General features: G+C 33.7%; 22 protein-coding genes. 13 read left to right on the top strand and 9 right to left on the bottom strand.

The genetic code is table 11. The features are described from left to right. Positions 1 to 2: 2 nt before the first annotated feature. Together T410_RS14290 and T410_RS14295 are read right to left on the bottom strand one after the other, a co-directional pair. Complete coding sequence (locus T410_RS14290; protein ID WP_081897853.1) at positions 3 to 1142, bottom strand: IS110 family transposase; 1140 nt, start codon at positions 1140 to 1142, stop codon at positions 3 to 5. A 362-nt stretch (positions 1143 to 1504) separates the two neighbouring features. Beyond that, positions 1505 to 2044, bottom strand: a complete 540-nt coding sequence (locus T410_RS14295; protein WP_035672981.1) for a YSC84-related protein — start codon at positions 2042 to 2044, stop codon at positions 1505 to 1507. A 355-nt stretch (positions 2045 to 2399) separates the two neighbouring features. Between T410_RS14295 and T410_RS14300 the strand changes: the two genes are divergently transcribed. The 3 genes from T410_RS14300 (at position 2400) to T410_RS14310 (ending at position 4885) form a co-directional block, all read left to right on the top strand. Next, positions 2400 to 2909, top strand: a complete 510-nt coding sequence (locus T410_RS14300) for a GNAT family N-acetyltransferase (RefSeq protein ID WP_035672983.1) — start codon at positions 2400 to 2402, stop codon at positions 2907 to 2909. A gap of 61 nt (positions 2910 to 2970) precedes the next feature. Next, complete coding sequence (locus T410_RS14305; protein WP_035672985.1) at positions 2971 to 3474, top strand: SRPBCC domain-containing protein; 504 nt, start codon at positions 2971 to 2973, stop codon at positions 3472 to 3474. 220 nt (positions 3475 to 3694) lie between these two features. After that, on the top strand, positions 3695 to 4885 hold the full coding sequence (locus tag T410_RS14310; RefSeq protein ID WP_035672988.1) for a TIGR03862 family flavoprotein: 1191 nt from the start codon (positions 3695 to 3697) through the stop codon (positions 4883 to 4885). 61 nt (positions 4886 to 4946) lie between these two features. On the opposite strand, the gene T410_RS14315 is transcribed toward T410_RS14310, so the two are convergent. The 5 genes from T410_RS14315 to nadC all read right to left on the bottom strand — a co-directional run bounded on the left by T410_RS14315 (position 4947) and on the right by nadC (position 8955). Further along, on the bottom strand, positions 4947 to 5330 hold the full coding sequence (locus T410_RS14315; protein WP_035672990.1) for a DUF3037 domain-containing protein: 384 nt from the start codon (positions 5328 to 5330) through the stop codon (positions 4947 to 4949). Next, positions 5308 to 6102, bottom strand: a complete 795-nt coding sequence (locus T410_RS14320; RefSeq protein ID WP_035672993.1) for a HipA family kinase — start codon at positions 6100 to 6102, stop codon at positions 5308 to 5310. Before T410_RS14320 ends, T410_RS14315 begins: the two co-directional genes overlap by 23 nt. A 74-nt stretch (positions 6103 to 6176) precedes the next feature. Then, positions 6177 to 7031, bottom strand: a complete 855-nt coding sequence (locus T410_RS14325; RefSeq protein WP_035672997.1) for an NAD(P)H-hydrate dehydratase — start codon at positions 7029 to 7031, stop codon at positions 6177 to 6179. Positions 7032 to 7189: 158 nt separating this feature from the next. Further along, positions 7190 to 8101, bottom strand: a complete 912-nt coding sequence (locus T410_RS14330) for a YihY/virulence factor BrkB family protein (protein ID WP_035673000.1) — start codon at positions 8099 to 8101, stop codon at positions 7190 to 7192. Next, positions 8098 to 8955: a carboxylating nicotinate-nucleotide diphosphorylase gene (gene nadC, locus T410_RS14335; protein ID WP_035673003.1), complete on the bottom strand. Its 858-nt coding sequence runs from the start codon at positions 8953 to 8955 to the stop codon at positions 8098 to 8100. Before nadC ends, T410_RS14330 begins: the two co-directional genes overlap by 4 nt. A gap of 140 nt (positions 8956 to 9095) precedes the next feature. Here nadC and rlmH point away from each other — a divergent pair, with 140 nt between their 5' ends. Beyond that, positions 9096 to 9569, top strand: a complete 474-nt coding sequence (rlmH, locus tag T410_RS14340; protein ID WP_035673006.1) for a 23S rRNA (pseudouridine(1915)-N(3))-methyltransferase RlmH — start codon at positions 9096 to 9098, stop codon at positions 9567 to 9569. Positions 9570 to 9603: 34 nt separating this feature from the next. Here rlmH and T410_RS14345 read toward each other — a convergent pair whose 3' ends face one another. Both T410_RS14345 and folP read right to left on the bottom strand, forming a co-directional pair. Further along, entirely contained in the window at positions 9604 to 10227 is a 624-nt protein-coding gene (locus T410_RS14345) for a hypothetical protein (protein ID WP_238567384.1), read from the bottom strand. After that, positions 10227 to 11051: a dihydropteroate synthase gene (gene folP, locus T410_RS14350; protein ID WP_035673008.1), complete on the bottom strand. Its 825-nt coding sequence runs from the start codon at positions 11049 to 11051 to the stop codon at positions 10227 to 10229. The genes T410_RS14345 and folP overlap by 1 nt, the downstream gene beginning before the upstream one ends. An 87-nt stretch (positions 11052 to 11138) precedes the next feature. Here folP and T410_RS14355 point away from each other — a divergent pair, with 87 nt between their 5' ends. The 9 genes from T410_RS14355 to T410_RS14395 all read left to right on the top strand — a co-directional run bounded on the left by T410_RS14355 (position 11139) and on the right by T410_RS14395 (position 18347). Beyond that, positions 11139 to 11687: a DUF1599 domain-containing protein gene (locus T410_RS14355; RefSeq protein ID WP_035674644.1), complete on the top strand. Its 549-nt coding sequence runs from the start codon at positions 11139 to 11141 to the stop codon at positions 11685 to 11687. A 9-nt stretch (positions 11688 to 11696) separates the two neighbouring features. Then, on the top strand, positions 11697 to 12797 hold the full coding sequence (locus T410_RS14360; protein WP_035673011.1) for a BT_3928 family protein: 1101 nt from the start codon (positions 11697 to 11699) through the stop codon (positions 12795 to 12797). A gap of 316 nt (positions 12798 to 13113) precedes the next feature. Continuing rightward, complete coding sequence (locus T410_RS14365) at positions 13114 to 13608, top strand: TlpA disulfide reductase family protein (RefSeq protein ID WP_035673014.1); 495 nt, start codon at positions 13114 to 13116, stop codon at positions 13606 to 13608. 51 nt (positions 13609 to 13659) lie between these two features. Then, entirely contained in the window at positions 13660 to 14412 is a 753-nt protein-coding gene (tpiA, locus tag T410_RS14370) for a triose-phosphate isomerase (RefSeq protein ID WP_035673017.1), read from the top strand. Between the two features lie 108 nt (positions 14413 to 14520). Continuing rightward, on the top strand, positions 14521 to 15354 hold the full coding sequence (prmA, locus tag T410_RS14375) for a 50S ribosomal protein L11 methyltransferase (RefSeq protein ID WP_035673019.1): 834 nt from the start codon (positions 14521 to 14523) through the stop codon (positions 15352 to 15354). 17 nt (positions 15355 to 15371) lie between these two features. Continuing rightward, the gene (locus T410_RS14380) at positions 15372 to 15983 is read left to right on the top strand and encodes a trans-aconitate 2-methyltransferase (protein ID WP_035673021.1); all 612 of its coding nucleotides are present in this window, start codon (positions 15372 to 15374) and stop codon (positions 15981 to 15983) included. A 40-nt stretch (positions 15984 to 16023) separates the two neighbouring features. After that, positions 16024 to 16299 (top strand): ATP-dependent Clp protease adaptor ClpS, encoded by a 276-nt coding sequence (locus T410_RS14385; protein WP_035673024.1) that lies wholly within the window; start codon positions 16024 to 16026, stop codon positions 16297 to 16299. 95 nt (positions 16300 to 16394) lie between these two features. Next, positions 16395 to 17660 (top strand): sterol desaturase family protein, encoded by a 1266-nt coding sequence (locus tag T410_RS14390; protein WP_035673026.1) that lies wholly within the window; start codon positions 16395 to 16397, stop codon positions 17658 to 17660. Between the two features lie 15 nt (positions 17661 to 17675). Beyond that, positions 17676 to 18347 carry a lysoplasmalogenase gene (locus tag T410_RS14395; RefSeq protein WP_035673028.1) on the top strand — a complete coding sequence of 224 codons (672 nt, stop codon included), beginning with the start codon at positions 17676 to 17678 and terminating at the stop codon, positions 18345 to 18347. The last annotated feature ends 43 nt before the right edge of the window (positions 18348 to 18390 follow it).

Raw genomic sequence — 18390 nt, forward strand, 5'->3', positions numbered from 1 at the left:
TTTTAAATTATATTTTGTATTTCATTAATAAACCTAAAGGCCAATTGATCGGCATTATCTTGGGAATTACTTTCCGTATAAATTCTAATAATTGGTTCGGTATTCGATTTTCTAAGGTGAACCCATTCCGATTGAAAATTTATTTTTACGCCATGAATTGTAATCACATCTTCATTTTTGTAGATTACGGCTATTTTTTCTAAAATCGAATCAACATCAATTTGAGGCGTTAACTCAATTTTGTTTTTACCCGCTTCAATGAGATAACTTCGTAATTGACTCCTACTTCGAGGGGTAATTCCTAAACATTTTTCGCTACCACCACTATTGTGCATTCCTGGTACAACCCCTATAAAGCTAGCAAATTGCCCTTCGGTATTAAAACGTCTCAAATCGCCACATTCAGCTATGATAACAGAAGCTAAAAAGCCTCCAATACCAGGAATACTCTTCAATAAATTGTAATCTTCTTTGTGCTCTTTACGGCAATAAGCTCGCATCTGATTGGCAATTTCTAAATATTCTGATTTAATAAATTTGAGCATTCTGATTTTCCCTTGCAAAGCCAAATCACCACAAACAGTACTAAATTTCAGTTTGTCTAGCCATTCTATAAATCCATTAGACCAATTCGAATTGTCATATTCTTGGGGAATTTCTATTCCGTGAAACAATAACAAACTCTTAATATGCAATTTGGTTGTCCTCAATTTTTTGGTAACCTGCGTTCGATGGCGTGCCAAACTCGTGAACTGATCCTCGGCTTCGGTAGGAATATTGATTCCTTTTAAAGTGCCATATTTTAACTGGTTGGATAAATTTTTGGCATCCAAGGCATCTGTTTTTTGATAGCGTTCTTTGTTTCCTGTTTTCACGTCAGCTGGATTGACTACTAAAACATTCCAAGCTAAATTCAAGAAATATCGAGCTACGGAAAATCCGCAACAACCTGCTTCATAAACCAAATACACTTCGTGATTGTGGAAATTCTTATTTACATATTCCTCTAGATCGGAAGATTTTGCAGGCATCGAATAAGTTTTATGAAAAAACAAATCGGTCTGGATTGAAACTGTCCATGTTTTCTTGTGTATATCCAAACCAATATATACTTTTGGACTAGTAGTAATTTGAGTACTCATATCATTAAAGTATTGGCAGACAGCAATAAGCTGTACTGCAGTTAGTATTTATTTCGAGGCTCAATTTACTGCTTTTACATGGATGCTTCGTTGCGTGCGCAGCACGAACAATGAAACTCCTGTTGAACGGAACCGGTCACTGGCAGGTACTATGGAGTTATCGTAAAGTTTTAAGAGAGAATAGCAAGAGGATTTAGTGTCCTTTTTTTTTGGAGTAGTTTTAAGCTTTTAAACTAACTCTTATAATAAAAAACGGCTGAAAATATTTTTCAGCCGTTTTGTTTATGGAAATAATTTTAAACTATGTCAGATTAAAAAGCGGTCTAAACCGAAATTGCTGTCGTTTAACTACCAAAAAAATCTTAAAATTTATTAAACTTAAACTTCTGACCACCAATCGATGCTTCGTACATGAGTCCGCCTTTTTGCATCGTAAAAACCATCACGCCATTAGTATATTTTACATTCGCTGAGGCACCTTCTGTTACGGCTACTGCAGAAGCTTGAGCTGAAAACTCGAATCGGCTTTCTTTAAAACGTTCCAATTCTCCTTTTGTCTCAAAAAAGATTACTTCTCGATATGCTTGCCCGCCTGCCTGAAATCCTATGCTCAATTGAGATAACTTGGCCATTCCTACCATCTTGTTATGCTCATAAACAACCCCATTACCAGCTGCTCCACCGATACCAAGTCCTGCTTTACCAACATTAGGAAAGATTACATAGCCTGATGCTTTTTCAAAAAGACCCTTCATCAACGGATCGCTTTTAATAAACTCTGCTTTTGCAGTATGGCTGTCAGCAATAACTTTATTTTTTCTTGCAGCAGTTTGTCCGAATACGGGTGCTATGTTGATTGCTAAAGCAATAACTACTACCCAAATAATATTTAAATTTTTCATGTTTTATATATATTAAATTAGTATTAAATTTCTTTATTCAAAGGTAACATAAATCACTCAAAAAACGAGTAAAAAATCTGATTATCAACACTATACATTATTTTAATATTGATTTATTGTATCATTATCTCACAGACGAATTTAGCACAATTACTTTGAAGAGATATTACACAATTATTGCTTTTACTTGTAGAATTACTTTTTTGACATTAGACCTTTTACATTCAAGTTTTTTTACTTTCAACCTCAATGGTTGGAATTTCTATAATTTTAGTCGGTTCAATAATGCTGAAATATAATTGTGTTATCCTTTTTTCTACCTTTGAAAAAGAAAAAAAATATAATAGTAGCATTCATGATTACAAGAGCAACTTTAGAAGACGTTACGGCATTAAATAAATTAATTAACTCAGCGTATCGTGGAGAATCATCCAAGAAAGGATGGACAACTGAAGCCAATATTTTAGAAGGACTCCGAACCACTGAACAGGAACTAACTGAAACCATCCAGAATACTAAAAATACGATACTGAAATTTACGGAAAAAGATGCGATTATAGGTTGCGTATTGCTGATTGAAAAAGAGCAACAATTGTATTTAGGAATGCTTACAGTTTCGCCTGAATTACAAAACAGTGGCATTGGCAAAAAATTATTGCAGCAGGCCGAAATTCATGCTTCGGTGCTAGAATTACCAAAAATTGTAATGACAGTGATATCCATCAGGGAAGAATTAATTGCTTGGTACAAACGCAATGGTTATGTTGATACGGGAGTAAGAGAACCATTTCCGGCAAGTAATGTTCATGTTCAAATCTCAGAACAACCATTGGAATTTATTGTGTTAGAGAAAAAGATTATGTAATTTCATACTCTTTTTACAAAAATAATTAAGTGACAATAAACAAATCTTAAATCGAAATAAAATGGAAAATAGCGACAAAACACTAGTTGTAAAAGATTTAGAGGAGAAATCAGTTCTTGTTTCCAGAGAATTTACTGCTCCGCTTGAAAAAGTTTGGCGTGCTTACACCGAAAGTGAATTATTGGAACAATGGTGGGCTCCACAACCTTGGAAAGCCGAAACCAAAACAATGGACTTCACAGTTGGTGGATATTGGTTGTATGCTATGGTAAGTCCAGAAAATGAAAAGCATTGGGGCCGTATGGACTATACTGCCATAGCACCTCATAAAAGTTTTGCAATCAAAGACGGTTTTTGTGATGAAGACGGAAATATAAACTCTTCTCTGCCGGTTTCTAAAGGAACTATTGTTTTTACCGAAACAGATAATCGTACTTTGGTTGAATTCAAGATGTTTTATTCTAATGAAAAAGAGATAGAAACCATTATTGAAATGGGCTTTGAGCAAGGCATTACCGCTTGTCTTGAGCAATTGGAAAAGATATTTCAAGAGAATAGAATCTAGCGATAAGTAAAATTTCTCTTTATCTCCGGCTGCTCGCGTAAGGGATTGCGGCGGCATCCTTTATTTTTTTCTTTCAAAAAATAAAGATAGAGCCAAAAGCCCGACCCAAAGCTGCAGATTCGTGAATATAAAACACGATTTTCTGCTTTAGGGTTACGCCCAAATTATAATATAAAATCCATACCAACATTAATCAGTAAACAAAGCGTATTTTTGTGGCGTGAAGAAATCAGTTTCAATTATTGGAGGAGGACCTGCAGCACTTTTGCTCGCTGCATTACTGGATTGCGAGAAATTTACCGTTACTATATACGAGAAAAATAAAACATTGGGAAGAAAATTTCTAGTGGCTGGAAAAGGAGGTTTTAACCTCACCCATTCAGAACCTATAGCTGAGCTCATAGCGCGGTATACGCCATCCGATTTTTTAGAAAAAGCACTCCTTGATTTTGACAATCACGATTTCCGAAAATGGATTGGCACTTTAGGTATTCCCACATACATAGGCAGCAGCAAACGCGTGTATCCGGAAAGTGGCATTAAACCCATAACGGTACTCAATGCAATCCTCAATGTTCTGAAAAAACAGGGCGTAAACCTACAATACCAACACACCTGGACGGGTTGGACTGACAATAATAATCTTATTTTTAATACGGATATCGAAATACAATCAGACTATACTATTTTTGCCTTGGGTGGCGGGAGCTGGAAAGTTACAGGATCTGATGGAAGCTGGCTTGATTTATTCAAAAAAAACAATGTCGATATCGTTCCGTTTCAATCTTCTAACTGTGCATATCGTGTCCAATGGCCTGAAGATTTTATTTTGGAACATGAAGGCAGTCCGCTTAAAAATATTTCTATCAGCTGTTTGAATAAATCTCAAAAAGGCGAAGCAGTAATCACGCATTTTGGTTTAGAAGGAAATGCCATTTATGCGCTTAGTCCACAAATTAGAAAACAGCTCGAAAGCCAGCAAAAAGCTACTATTTTTCTAGACTTAAAACCCGCATTAAGTTATGATGATTTATATCAAAAAATTAAAAATTCGACTTTAAAAAAGACGAGCGAAAAATTACTAAAAGAGGTTAAATTGAGTAGCGCTCAGGTTGGACTTTTGAAAAAATACCTTTCAAAAGAAACCTACCTGAATCCGGAGTTATTAGCACAAAACATCAAAAAACTAAAAATCGAAATAACAGGTTCAGCTCTAGTGAACGATGCAATATCCACTACTGGAGGTGTTCAATTGAATGCTGTGGATGAAAATTTTCAATTAAAAAACAAGAAATATCACTATTGCATTGGCGAAATGCTGGACTGGGATGCACCCACAGGTGGTTATCTGCTTCAGGCTTGCTTTAGCATGGGAATGCATCTTGCACGTCACCTAAATAGTATTGCTTAATTTTTTTAAAACTTAATTAGACGCTTCAGAATACTATTTTTATCAGAACACTATATCTTTATTACAATACCATTTCCTCAAACAAGCGTTGTGCTGTTTGTTCCAAATCATCACACAATCCCGAATGCGGTCTTGAAGTTTGAATCGCCGAACTACGAATGGCTGTTAACCAGCGAAAACGGGACGGAATATCAAATTGTCCTATTGGCCCACCTGATTTCTCACCATGTCCTACTTTCTCAAAAGCTTGTAAATTTAATTGCAATTGATCCAAATCCAAATCAGCCGAAAACAATTGAAGCTTTGCTTCGTTAAACGAACAAAGCACTTTTATAAACTTGGCTTTTTTACAAAAAAGAATAATACCCACATTAAGGAATTCTTCGCGTTCTACCCTTGGCACAACCCGGATTACGGCATACTCATATAAGTGCTTCTCTTGCATTTTGGGCTTCGTTTATAAAAATTTCGGAATGGTTTAAGCGTATGGATAAAAACTGGAAATAGACTTCCCGAATAGCTTCCGGAGTTTCATCTGTATCTTCCCATTGCAGCCAATCCGTTGGAATAAGATTCACAATAGAATGCAGTACTTCATCCGTTATTTTTTCTTTGAATTGCATATCAGTTTCTTTTAACAGAGAAGCCTGCGGCAACAACACATGGTCTTTTATAAGTGCAAAAGGACTTTTAGCATGCTTTTCCCAATTAGTCCATGAATGATGAAAATAAAGACTTGCTCCATGATCTATCAGCCACAATTCCTTGTGCCATATCAGCATATTTGTATTTCTAAACGTTCGGTCCACATTAGTGATAAAAGCATCCAACCATACAATTTGAGAAGCTAATTTTGCATCAACAACCGTTACAACCGGATCAAATGTTATAGCTCCAGATAGATAATGCAATGCTAAATTAAGTCCTTGGCTTCCTTGAAGCAGGTCCTGAATTTCTTCATCCCCTTCTGAACGACCAAAAGCTTCGTCGAGATTTGCGTAAACAAGTTCCGGCATTTTTAGGTTTAAAAAACGAGCAATTTCTCCGCCAATTAATTCGGCAATTAAGGCTTTTACGCCGTGGCCGGCACCTTTGAATTTCAAGACATATTTAAAATCATCATCGGCTTCAGCAAGTGCAGGTAAAGAACCACCTTCCCGCAAAGGAGTGATGTATCTCGTAACATTTACGGTTCTAAGATGGGGTATTTTTTCCATAATTGAATTGGATAAAGCTATTTTGCTTAGGTACAAACTTACAAATAACTACGCTGAAATTCATTTGCAAGCACCTATTTGCTCAAATTTTCCAGGCTTAAAAAAGCTTTCCCAATATTAGCAATAACATCAGAAGCGATAAAGGACTGAAAACCAGTTTCAGGCAACGCAATATCAGCTGTTAAACCATGAAGATAAACACCAAGTATCGCAGCATTAATAGGTTCATAGGATTGCGCCAATAAACTGGTAATCATTCCGGTTAATACGTCCCCAGTTCCTGCAGTAGCCAAAGCGGCATTTCCAGTAGTGTTTTCATAAATTATTTCTTCATCAATAATGCGTGTTGGCGCTCCTTTCATCACAATAATCAAGTTATACTGTTTAGAAAATGCGATTGTTTTAGCTATTTTTTCCTGTTCAGAATTCCATTTTCCTATTAATCGTTCTAGTTCTTTTGGGTGTGGCGTTAGGATGGTTTTGGGTTGCAATAAAGGAAGCCATTCTTTGTTTTTGGAAAGAATATTCAACGCGTCAGCATCGATTACCAAAGAAATTTTATTCGTTTTAAAGAATTTGTAAACGGCTTGTTGCGTTTCGATTTCTTGTCCCAAACCGGGACCAATTCCTATAGCTTGAGGTTTAATGTCGAAAGTAATATCCGAAATGTATTTTTCCAGATTATCCGTAAGGACCATAACTTCTGGAATGGCGATTTGAAGGATATCATAGCCGCATTTTGGGATAAAAACAGATACTAATCCACAGCCAGTTTTCAGGCAAGCTTTGGAAGAAAGACAAGCAGCTCCAATCTTTCCATAACTCCCACCAATGATAATGGCATGTCCCTGAATTCCTTTGTGTGTGAATTTATCTGGTTGTTTGTAGCGTTTCAGAATTTCTTTTTGGTCAATATAAATTGGGCTCATCTTGGAATTTGTTTGTCTAAAATTACAAATTTAAAATGAAACAGATTCGTTTATTGTAACCGAAATTCCCTAGCCCTGATGGCAGTGGAAATCCTTTTTATCCGCCTTTTCGGCGGATAAAAAGATTAAAACGAACAGCAGGAAATAGCTCCTAAAAACTAGCCTTCTTTTTTTATTTTTAGTTTATTTACTGTTCCATTTAATTCGAAACCAAGTAATAATATCATGCAGTTGATCCAGATGTAAAACATCATGATTAATAGGGTTCCTATGGAGCCGTATAATTCATTGTATTTTGAAAATCGGATGACCCAAATTCCAAAACCATAGGAATCCAAAAGAATCAGAATAGTAGTAAATACAGAACCTATAGAGATAAAAGCTCTGTTTTTATCATGCATGGTACCAAACTTGAAAAGTATGGATGTTGTGATCAAAATCATTACAATGATAAACGCATAGCGCCATAAAATAATCAATTCCACTTGGTCACTCAATATCGTTTTTTGGATAAAAACCTCAAAAACAACAATTGCTGAAACGGTTACAATCAATAGTATTGACAATAATAATGACATGCCAAGAGCAACAATGTATTGGTGGATAAATCCTCTTTTGATGAGGACGTGACGCGAGGATTCGAATCCTCCCAAGATGCCGTTTAACCCATTTGCCATCAAGAAAATAGACAATATAAATCCCGAAGACAATAATCCGGAATGGCTATTATGAAGTATATCATTGATGATTTTGTAAATAGCATCATAGGTATTAGGCGGAACTCCTTGTCGTACAAATTGAAGAAAATCTTCTTGAAAGCCTTCGATTGGGATATAAGGAATTAGATTTAATATAAACAATGCAAATGGAAATAATGCCATGAAGAAACTAAATGCAATGGCACTGGCATGATAAGTCAAGGCGCTTTCGACAATTCCTAATCCGTATAATTCCAACAAGTCATAAAGAGACAATCCTTGCAACCATGGGAGTTTTATTTTTTTTAACCCACGAGCAAGATTCCGTATTACGGGAATTTTTTCTATTCTGGCTTCTATTTCTTTACTCATATTGCTTTTAGGCTCAAATCCATGTTATAGACCGAATGTGTTAGAGCTCCTGACGAAATATAATCGACACCACATTCTGCATAATGACGAATTGTTTCTTCATTGATATTTCCCGAAGATTCAGTTTGGCATTTATCTCCTATCAAAGTTACTGCTTTTTGAGTATCTTCATAATTAAAATTGTCAATCAAAATTCTATAGACACCTTCGCTTTCTAGTATTTCTTTGATTTCATCCAAGTTTCTTGCCTCGACAATAATTTTTAGATTCAGTTTATTTTCTTTGAGAAAAGCTTTGGTTTTGGCTATGGCCAAAGTAATTCCGCCTGCAAAATCATTGTGATTGTCCTTCAACATAATCATGTCATACAAAGCAAAACGGTGGTTTTCACCTCCGCCTATTTTTACTGCCCATTTTTCACAAGCTCTAAAACCGGGTGTCGTTTTTCGCGTGTCAAGGATTTTAGTATTCGTTCCTTCTAAAAGATGGACATATTCTTTGGTTTTAGTCGCAATTGCTGACATTCTTTGCATCGAATTTAAAACTACCCGTTCCGATTTTAAGATGGATTGTGAACTTCCCGAAACATGAAAAACAACATCGCCTTTTTTCACTCGCGTTCCGTCCTCAATGAACGTTTCTATTTGTAAATTAGGATCTACATATTCGAAAACCATTTTGGCAAAAGCCACACCGGCTATAATTCCATCCTCTTTTACAAGTAATTTCGCTTTACCAGTTGCCGTTGCAGGAATACAGGCCAAAGAACTATAATCGCCAGGGCCGACATCTTCCCGAATAGCATTTTCTATTAATATGTGTAACTCGTTATTCAACTGTGCTTCGCTAATCATTTTATAGGAAATTTATGGAATGCTAAAGTAAGATTTATTTTGTGGATTTGAAAACATGTAATTTCAATAAAACATATCATTTTCACTACTTTTATTTCTTCACCAACTTCTTATCTTTGCAACATCTGAAATTCAATAAAATGAACATTAAATTGATTGCTATTGGTAAAACCGATAACAAAGCCTTACAGTCCTTAATTGACGATTACACCAAGCGTTTGTCTTTTTATATCAAGTTTGACCTCGATATTATCCCTGATATTAAGAACGTAAAAAACTTATCCGAGAGTCAGCAGAAAGAGAAAGAAGGTGAATTGATTTTAGCAAAAATCACGCCAACTGACCAACTCATCTTATTGGACGAAAATGGAAAAAACTTTTCCAGCGTTGCTTTTTCAGAAGAATTACAAAAAAAAATGAACTCTGGTGTCAAAACTTTAGTTTTTGTAATTGGCGGTCCTTACGGGTTTTCGGAAACAGTTTATGCTAAAGCGCAAGGGAAAATATCGCTGTCGCTAATGACTTTTTCGCACCAAATGGTTCGATTATTTTTTATCGAACAATTGTATCGCGGTTTTACAATTTTGAGAAACGAACCCTATCATCACCAGTAAAAAAATTGTTTCAGGTTTTCTTTGTTTAAAGTTCCTAATAAATAAATTCTTGATTACTTTTTATAGCTATTTTTAAACTTTCAATGAAAATTTTATCTTGAATGTAATTTCCAAAACTTAAATCTTTATCAAACCTAAATAAAAAGTTAGTTGCAACTTCTTTGGATAAAATGTTGTTAATTAAATCTTGAAGTTTTTCTTTTTTGAGAACTTGATTTTCAATTAAAATCTCATTATTCTTATTGAAAAATATGATGGTTCCAATTGGTTTTTCCAGTTTGTAAAATACTTTTGTAAAAGGAATAAAAGCCAAGTTTTTGCCAATAGTATCAGCATAGGAATAATAATTCTGTGCTAATTCGTTCTTATGAGCTTTTTCTTCTCGCTTTTTATTTTGCAGTTTCATGACTTCAGGAATGACTAATCTCAAAGGCAAACGCTTGTCAATATTAAAAATCCAATTGGTAGAAATAATCTCATTTTTTCGGTTTACTTCTGCCAATGTATCTTTCTCTTTTGTTCTAAAGAAAATATAGATTGGCGAATGATCTTCTACATTTTTGACGATTGTTGTACTGGCTTTTGGCAATAAAATATCCTCTTTGTTCCCGCAAGAAAACAAAATAAAAAGAACAATTAGCGTAAAATATTTCATCATTATAGGTTTATTTTATTAAATAAGGTAACGCATTCCATAGCTTCTTTTACATCATGTACGCGAAGGATTTTTGCTCCTTTGGTCAGTGCCAGAGTATTTAAAACTGTAGTTCCGTTTAAAGCGGATTCAGTGTTGACATTTAAAGCTTTAGAAATCATGGATTTCCTTGAAATCCCAACTAAAAGCGGTAATTCAAGCATATTGAATAATTCTATTTTTTGAAATACTTCGTAGTTTTGTTCCAGTGTTTTTGCAAAGCCAAAACCAGGATCAATAATTAAATCATTGAGTCCAAAACTTCTTGCCTTGGCAATTCGTTCCGAAAAATAGAATAGCATTTCTTTTACAATATCATCATAATTCGTGAGTGTTTGCATGGTTTGAGGATTCCCACGCATGTGCATCATGATATAAGGAACATTGTATTTTGCAATAATTTCAAACATCTTTTCGTCCAAATTTCCTGCAGCAATATCGTTAATGATGGCCGCTCCACTTTCTATGGAGGCTTTCGCCACTTCAGCTCTAAAAGTATCAATAGAAAGAATGGTTTCCGGGAATTTTTTTAGAATCAAATCAATAGCTGGAACAATTCTTGAAATTTCTTCTTGTTCCGAAACAAATTCGGCACTAGGCTTACTGGAATACGCTCCTAAATCAATGAAAGTAGCTCCATCAAAAAGCATTTTTTCAATCCGAGAAAGTATTTCGTTTTCATTTTTATACTTTCCACCATCAAAAAAAGAGTTGGGTGTCACATTCAAAATCCCCATTACTTTTGGAGTTGATAAGTCGATGAGTTGTCCTTTGCAGTTAATAGTCATTTGTTTACAGTTTTAAAGACTTCAAAATTCTACATTCAAAAAAAATATGCTATTTTTGAAAAAATTTTAGACAAATATACACCAATAATGAAGAATACTTCAAAGGAATATGATACTGTGATTGCGATTTGTCGTTCGCTGTTTATCAACAAAATGAAAGATTATGGATGTGCCTGGCGTATTTTAAGATTGCCATCACTGACAGACCAAATCTACATTAAAGCACAAAGAATTCGCAGTTTACAAGAAAACGAAATTCGCAAAATTGACGAAGATGAAACGGGTGAATTCATCGGGATTATCAATTATTCCATCATGGCATTAATTCAATTGGAATTAGGCGTTGCAGATCAACCTGATTTAGAAGTTTCAAAAGCGACCGAATTATACGATGCCAAAGTTACACTGACCAAAGATTTAATGGAAGCCAAAAATCATGATTATGGAGAAGCTTGGCGCGATATGCGTGTCAGTTCGCTTACAGATTTGATTTTGCAAAAACTGCTTCGTGTGAAACAAATTGAAGATAATAAAGGGAAAACATTGGTTTCTGAAGGCATTGATGCCAATTATCAGGATATGATTAATTATTCGATTTTCGCCTTAATTTTAATGGGCTTTGGAAATAAAAATTAAAATAAAACTATGAAAAATATAATTACTCAATTCTCCCGAATTTTCGTTGGAATCTTATTTATCATTTCGGGATTAATAAAGCTGAACGACCCAATTGGTTTTTCTTATAAACTGGCAGAATATTTTGGTGAACCCGTTTTCAACATGCCTTTCTTAGTACCATTTGCATTAGCGATTGCCTTATTTTTGGTTATTCTTGAGGTTGTCTTGGGTGTTATGTTGCTCATTGGTTACAAATCAAAATTTACGATTAACAGTTTACTGCTATTGATTGTATTTTTCACTTTCCTAACATTTTATTCCGCCTATTTTGATGTTGTTAGAGACTGTGGTTGTTTTGGTGATGCTTTACACATTACGCCATGGCAATCCTTTACCAAAGATGTAGTTTTATTATTTTTTATTCTGATTCTATTTTTCAACAGAAAATTAGTAAAACCGTTATTTGGAAATACTTTTCAAAATATATTGGCTTTTGCAAGTATCGTTTCCTGTGCATTTATGGGATATTGGGTTATCAATCATTTGCCTATAATCGATTTTCGTCCGTATAAAGTAGGAACCAACATCCAAAAAGGAATGAGAATTCCTGATAACGCACCAAAAAGTGTAGTCGAAATGATTTTCATTTATAAGGTAAATGGTGTTGACAAAGAATTTACTGAAAAGGATTTAATAGCATTACCTGAAGGAGCCACATTTGTAGACCGAAAAGATAAAGTGATTACGGAAGGTTACGTTCCTCCTATTCATGATTTTGCCATGGAAAAAGACGGATCTGATTATAAAGATGAGTTCTTAGATGAACCAAAATTAGTTATGATTGTAGCTTATGATTTAGTTCATGCTGATAAAGAAGGCGTAATGAAATTAGAGAAATTGAATCAGGAAGCTAAAGCAAAAGGGTATAAAGTGATAGGAATGACGGCTTCATCACCGGAAGAAATTGCCAAATCAAAAAAAGATTTCGGAATGACATTCGATTTTTATTTCTGTGATGCCACAGCTTTAAAAACTATCGAAAGAGCCAATCCTAGTATTGTAGTTCTTGAAAAAGGGACCATTTTGCAAAAAGTACATTATAACGATATTGAAGATTTAACGCTATAAATAAATTAGGTTTAAAGCTTCAGAAACAGGTAATTTTGAACCTTTTTTATTTTATATATTCACATAAGTCTAGTTCTATTTAGTATTGTATTTTACTGAAATATCACTTGAAAATGGATAAATTAGTTCGCTTTGAAAGCCCTGTTTTTAATTTATTTCAATAAACGCTCCATTTAACAGCTAACTATTACGATTTCACTACTTTTATCATTACAAAAAAATCATTTTTTGTGATATAATAGCAGAGAATTCAAAATTCGTCAATCTCTATTCCCCAATCAAATTGTTTGTTTAACTTTGTTCCAAATTATAAAAAATGAAAAAAATATTCGTTTTATTCATTGCTTTAGTTACATTTTCTTGTACACAAGCCCAAAAAACAGCATTTTCAAAAGAAGCCTTATCAGAAACATTATTGTCAACTGATGGTAGCCAAGTTGCTTTTAAGAATATTTTAAAAAAACACAAAGGCAAAACTTTAGTAATTGAAGTTTGGGCATCCTGGTGCGGAGACTGCGTTAAAGCAATGCCAAAAATTAAAGAATTACAGGCTAATAATCCTGATCTAGCTTATGTGTTTATTTCTATGGACAAAGCTGCCGATAAATGGAAAGTTGGTATTGAAAAACACGAATTAAAAGGAGATCATTTCATGGCAAATGACCAAATGAAAGGTGTATTCGGAAAAGCAATTGATTTGGATTGGATTCCAAGATACATCATCATTGACAATACAGGAAAAATAGTTTTATATCGTGCGATAGAAACTGATTTTGACTTAATAAATGAAACTTTAAAAAAATTGAAATAATAGCAGTATTCATTTCAAAAAAACTACCTAACTAAAATAAAAAACAACAAAATGAGAAAGAAGATTGTAGCAGGAAACTGGAAAATGCATAAAAACGCAGAACAGACTGAAGATTTATTGAATGAATTAATTGCAAAAATCCCAACAGAAACTAAAGCACAGGTAATTGTAGCTCCAACTTTTGTTAACCTAGCTTCTGCTGTTGATCATTTAGAATTTACAAATATTGATGTGGCTGCTCAAAATGTACATCAAGCTGAAAGTGGTGCTTTTACAGGCGAAATTTCTGCTGATATGCTTAAAAGTGTTGGTGTGAATATCGTAATTCTTGGACATTCAGAGCGTAGAGCAATTTTTAACGAAACAGATGCTTTAATTGCAAGTAAAGTTGATACTGCTTTAGAACATGATATGACTGTTATTTTCTGCTTTGGTGAAGAATTGAAAGACCGTCAATCTAAAAATCATTTTAATATTGTTGAAAATCAATTGCGTGATGGTTTGTTCCATATAGAAGCAAAAGACTGGGCAAATGTTGTTTTAGCATACGAGCCAGTTTGGGCTATTGGAACTGGAGAGACAGCTTCTCCAGAACAAGCTCAGGAAATGCACGAATTCATCAGAGAAACTGTACGTAAAGCTTTTGGAAGCGACATCGCTGATGATGTGTCTATTCTTTACGGTGGAAGTGTAAAACCAGAAAATGCAAAAGAAATTTTCTCTAAACCAGATGTAGACGGAGGTCTTATTGGTGGTGCTGCATTAAAATCAGATGATTTTGTTGCTATTGTGAGCGCTATATAATTTTTCATACAAAATTAAAGAAAGGTTTGGTATTTTATCAAGCCTTTTTTTTGTTTTAATTCTTCAATAAAAAGAGATAATACTACCTTTGCCCAAAAAAAAATAAACATGTCAAACATTTATATCGGATATCATTTTACCATAGAACCAAAAGAATTAGGTTCAGAAATATTAATTGCTCAATTAGGAGAAAAAGCTTTTGAAAGTTTTACTGAAACCGAAACGGGTATTTCTGCTTTTGTGCAAAAGGATTTATGGGACGAAATGATTCTAGATGAAATTCAAATTTTACAATCAGAAGAATTTAAAATTGACTATTCTTTTGAAGAAATCGAGCAAGTGAACTGGAATGAGGAATGGGAAAAGAATTTTGAACCAATCGATGTAGATGGAAATTGCCATGTACGTGCGCCTTTTCATCCAAAAACGGATGCCGAATTTGATATTGTAATTGAACCAAAAATGAGTTTTGGAACTGGTCATCACGAAACTACACACATGATGATTCAACATTTATTGGAAATTGATGTTACCGGTTTAAAAACACTTGATATGGGTTGCGGAACAGCAATTTTGGCAATTCTTGCTGAAATGAAAGGAGCTCAACCAATCGATGCAATTGATATTGACAATTGGTGTTATTTGAATTCTATCGAAAATGCAGAACGCAATAATTGTGAACATATTACAGTTTATGAAGGCGATGCCGCTCTGCTAAAAGGCAAAAAATATGACTTGATAATTGCTAACATCAATAGAAATATATTGTTGAACGATATGCAAAGTTATGTTGAAAGTTTAAATCCAAAAGGAACCCTGCTATTAAGCGGTTTTTATGTAGAAGACATCCCTTTTATTGACGCTTCTTGCACAGAGAAAGGTTTAATTTATGTTAAAAAATTCGAAAGAAACAACTGGGTTTCTCTAAAATACGTAAATTAGTACTGAAAATCAACCAAATGAAAATCGACAAAAAAAATCATTGGGAAACTGTTTATGAAACTAAACAACCCAATGAAGTAAGCTGGACACAGGAAAATCCTAAAGTATCACTTGATTTTATTCGAGGAACAAATCTAGATAAAACTGCAAAGATTATTGATATTGGTGGTGGCGACAGCAAACTTGTTGATTTTTTATTGGAAGACGGTTATGAAAATATAACCGTTTTAGATATCTCGGCAAATGCATTGGAACGAGCAAAAATTCGTTTGGGAAAAAAGGCTGAAAAAGTAACTTGGATTGTTTCGGATGTGACAGATTACAATCCAATAACAACTTATGATATTTGGCATGACCGAGCGACATTTCATTTTTTGATTAGTGATGACCAGATAAACAGTTACATTGAAATTGCTCAAAAATGGATTTCTGGTTTTTTGATTATTGGCACCTTTTCAGATAAAGGCCCTACAAAATGTAGCGGACTTGAAATCAAACAATATACCGAAACTACTCTCAAAAATGAATTTCAAGCAGCGTTTGAAAAAGTAAAATGCATTAATGAAGATCACATTACCCCATTTAAAACAATGCAAAACTTTATATTTTGTATTTTTAAGAAACGATAAATTAAACTATATTTTTATTTAACCCCCAAAGTATCTAAAAATGAGTACCAAAGAAAAAAAAAGAGAAAGAGTCAGTGTAAAAGAAATTATATCCATTGACAATGAAATTATTGTTTATAATGATGATGTAAATACTTTTGATCATGTCATTGAAACTTTAATACACGTTTGTAATCACACTGCTGAACAAGCCGAACAATGTTCATTAATTATTCATTACAACGGAAAATGTACTGTAAAAACTGGTCCTTATAATAAGCTAAAACCCCAGTGTAGCCAACTATTAGAAGCTGGATTAAGTGCTGAAATTATCTAACCTTATTTAATTCCCATAAGCTATTGTAGAATTATTGCAAATAATTCAAAAAATATATACTTTTATTATATATTTGAACAACACATCAGGCTTTTATGAAAGAATACGGAAAAATTTTAGTTTTTGTAATGCCCATTTTTTTATTATTAATCATAATAGAGAAGATATATGGTTATTATAAAGGAGAAGATACTTCTCCTACAATGGATTCAGTTTCAAGCGTAAGTTCAGGAATGGTTAATTCCTTGAAAGATGTATTAGGACTTAGTATCACCCTTATTTCTTACGATTGGATTGCATCAAAAATTGCGATTTTCCATTTAGAACCTACCGTTCTTGCTTATATCATTGGTTTTATAGCTATCGATTTTTATGGTTACTGGAGCCATCGTTTTTCGCATCAAATCAATTTTTTATGGAATAAGCATGCTATTCATCACAGCAGTGAAGAGTTCAATTTAGCTTGTGCTTTACGCCAACCCATATCCAGTTTTGTGAATCTATTTACTTTTCTGCTTATTCCTGCGGCTCTGTTAGGAGTTCCTTCAAAAGTGATTGCGATTACACTTCCCATTCATTTATTTCTTCAATTTTGGTATCATACCAAGCACATTAAAAAAATTGGTTTTCTGGAAAATATCTTGGTCTCTCCATCACATCATCGGGTACATCATGCTATTAATCCAGAATATCTAGATAAAAATCATTCCCAAATATTTATAATTTGGGATAAGTTATTTGGTACATTTCAAGAAGAATTAGAATCAGTTCCACCCGTTTTTGGAATCACAAGGCCTGCACAAACCTGGAATCCGATCCGCATTAATTTTCAACATCTTTGGCTACTGATAACCGACGCTTGGCGTGCCGAAAACTGGAAAGATAAATTCACTATTTGGTTTAAACCAACGGGGTGGCGTCCAGAAAATTTTGAAGAAAAATATCCTGTACACAAAATTAAAGATGTTTATGCTTTTGAAAAATATGGAACACAACATTCTAAAAAACTAATGCTTTGGTCTATAATTCAAGCTATAATTACTTTATTATTTATCAGCTATTTATATAATTTCATTGCAACAATTGGTTTACCCAATGTGTTTGTATATGGGGCATTTGTTTTCATAACAGTCTATAGCTATACTGAACTAATGGATGCGCGAAAAATTTCACTCTTTTGGGAAATCATTCGATTTGTTTTAGGGATAACCATTATTGCTTATTTTGGGGACTGGTTTTCAATGAATCAGCTTTTCCCTTATGCAAATTATATCATTATTGGATATCTTACGTTATCCTTAATAGCCACAGTCTACTTTGTAAGTGTAAATTTCGAAAAAGAGAAAGTAGTAGCGACATAATCTTAAAAACAATTCATGAGAAGTACCTTATCATTCAAAGCCTATATTGGAATCAGTTTTGCTTATCTATTATTTATTATTTTGGGAAGAGAAGACATTTCGTGGTTTTTAAAACCCTTTTTAATTCCTTTGCTTTTTCTTGCAGTTTATTCATGTCGCGATTTCCCTTCTAAAAGATTCCTTTTAACTGCTTTGACTTTTTCTTGGATGGGAGACGTCGTTTTACTATTTGCAGATAAGTCAGAAATCTACTTTATCATTGGATTAGTTGCATTCCTAATTTCTCATATCGCTTATGTCGTTTTATTCAGTAAACAATTAAGAATAAATTCGTCAAGGAATAAAGCTATTTTTTGGGTGGGAATCACAACTATTATTGTCTATTTAATATTAATGTTATCATTACTATTACCAACTTTAGGTAATTTAAAAATTCCAGTTTTTGTTTATGCCATCATATTGTCAACAATGCTTTTATTTGCATTTAAAGGGTATTTAAAATGGAGTAAACCTGCTGGGAGTTATATTTTACTGGGGGCCATTATTTTTGTATGTTCTGATAGCATTCTGGCTTTCAATAAATTTTACAAACCGATCCTTTTCAGTTCATTTCTTATCATGGCAACCTACTTACTTGCACAATACCTGATTGTAGTAGGTATTTTGAAATTAAACAGAACAAAATAGCATTTCCTTTTTAGAAAATGCTATTCAAATTTAAATTATAAAA

The organism is Flavobacterium sp. 83 (assembly GCF_000744835.1).
Taxonomy (GTDB): Bacteria; Bacteroidota; Bacteroidia; order Flavobacteriales; family Flavobacteriaceae; genus Flavobacterium.

Bases quoted from the DNA above. Each gene is read 5' to 3' on its own strand.
- T410_RS14395 (WP_035673028.1), top strand. From the start codon at position 17,676: ATGAGAAGTACCTTATCATTCAAAGCCTATATTGGAATCAGTTTTGCT.
- nadC (WP_035673003.1), bottom strand. From the start codon at position 8,955: ATGATTAGCGAAGCACAGTTGAATAACGAGTTACACATATTAATAGAA.
- T410_RS14330 (WP_035673000.1), bottom strand. From the start codon at position 8,101: ATGAGTAAAGAAATAGAAGCCAGAATAGAAAAAATTCCCGTAATACGG.
- T410_RS14380 (WP_035673021.1), top strand. From the start codon at position 15,372: ATGAAAATCGACAAAAAAAATCATTGGGAAACTGTTTATGAAACTAAA.
- T410_RS14295 (WP_035672981.1), bottom strand. From the start codon at position 2,044: ATGAAAAATTTAAATATTATTTGGGTAGTAGTTATTGCTTTAGCAATC.
- T410_RS14390 (WP_035673026.1), top strand. From the start codon at position 16,395: ATGAAAGAATACGGAAAAATTTTAGTTTTTGTAATGCCCATTTTTTTA.
- T410_RS14300 (WP_035672983.1), top strand. From the start codon at position 2,400: ATGATTACAAGAGCAACTTTAGAAGACGTTACGGCATTAAATAAATTA.
- prmA (WP_035673019.1), top strand. From the start codon at position 14,521: ATGTCAAACATTTATATCGGATATCATTTTACCATAGAACCAAAAGAA.
- tpiA (WP_035673017.1), top strand. From the start codon at position 13,660: ATGAGAAAGAAGATTGTAGCAGGAAACTGGAAAATGCATAAAAACGCA.
- T410_RS14355 (WP_035674644.1), top strand. From the start codon at position 11,139: ATGAAGAATACTTCAAAGGAATATGATACTGTGATTGCGATTTGTCGT.
- T410_RS14360 (WP_035673011.1), top strand. From the start codon at position 11,697: ATGAAAAATATAATTACTCAATTCTCCCGAATTTTCGTTGGAATCTTA.
- T410_RS14320 (WP_035672993.1), bottom strand. From the start codon at position 6,102: ATGGAAAAAATACCCCATCTTAGAACCGTAAATGTTACGAGATACATC.
- folP (WP_035673008.1), bottom strand. From the start codon at position 11,051: ATGACTATTAACTGCAAAGGACAACTCATCGACTTATCAACTCCAAAA.
- T410_RS14290 (WP_081897853.1), bottom strand. From the start codon at position 1,142: ATGAGTACTCAAATTACTACTAGTCCAAAAGTATATATTGGTTTGGAT.
- T410_RS14325 (WP_035672997.1), bottom strand. From the start codon at position 7,031: ATGAGCCCAATTTATATTGACCAAAAAGAAATTCTGAAACGCTACAAA.
- T410_RS14315 (WP_035672990.1), bottom strand. From the start codon at position 5,330: ATGCAAGAGAAGCACTTATATGAGTATGCCGTAATCCGGGTTGTGCCA.
- T410_RS14345 (WP_238567384.1), bottom strand. From the start codon at position 10,227: ATGATGAAATATTTTACGCTAATTGTTCTTTTTATTTTGTTTTCTTGC.
- rlmH (WP_035673006.1), top strand. From the start codon at position 9,096: ATGAACATTAAATTGATTGCTATTGGTAAAACCGATAACAAAGCCTTA.
- T410_RS14365 (WP_035673014.1), top strand. From the start codon at position 13,114: ATGAAAAAAATATTCGTTTTATTCATTGCTTTAGTTACATTTTCTTGT.
- T410_RS14385 (WP_035673024.1), top strand. From the start codon at position 16,024: ATGAGTACCAAAGAAAAAAAAAGAGAAAGAGTCAGTGTAAAAGAAATT.
- T410_RS14305 (WP_035672985.1), top strand. From the start codon at position 2,971: ATGGAAAATAGCGACAAAACACTAGTTGTAAAAGATTTAGAGGAGAAA.